This window comes from Micromonospora sp. M51, assembly GCF_018070305.1.
GTDB classification, from domain to species: Bacteria; Actinomycetota; Actinomycetes; order Mycobacteriales; family Micromonosporaceae; genus Micromonospora; species Micromonospora parva.
Genome location: NZ_JAGPXZ010001534.1, coordinates 1 through 423 on the forward strand (window position 1 = coordinate 1; position 423 = coordinate 423).

A 423-nucleotide genomic window follows, 5' to 3' on the forward strand; every position below is an offset into this window, starting at 1 on the left:
CGACCAACTCGGCGACGCTGATGCCGTCCGGCGCGATCGACGACTGCGGCAGCAGACCGAGCGTCCGAGCCACGGTGCGGGCCGGCAGGTCGTGGATGTTGCGGCCGTCCAGCAGCACCGCACCAGCGCTGGGACGCAGCATCCGCGACAGTGCGCGAAGCAGCGTCGACTTGCCGCACGCGTTCGGGCCGATGATCACCGTGAAGGAGCTGTCGGGCACCGCCACGGTCAGGTTCTCGGCGATGGTGCGCTGGTCGTAGGCGAGGGTCAGCGCGGTGCCGCCGAGCCGGGAATCGCCGGGTCGCATGGGTGCTCCTTCGAGGGTGTCGCGGGTCTTCACAGCCGGCCCGCCCGGCGTTCCACGGCCAGCAGCCAGACCAGGTAACCGCCGCCGATGACGCCGGTCACCACGCCGACCGGCAG

1 protein-coding gene is annotated in these 423 nt (G+C 71.6%); it reads right to left on the reverse strand.

Annotated elements, in window-relative coordinates:
• The coding region (locus KBX53_RS35825) for an ABC transporter ATP-binding protein (protein WP_210864124.1) at nt 1–307 on the reverse strand (307 nt) is incomplete at its 3' end.
• Between the last annotated feature and the right edge of the window lie 116 nt (nt 308–423).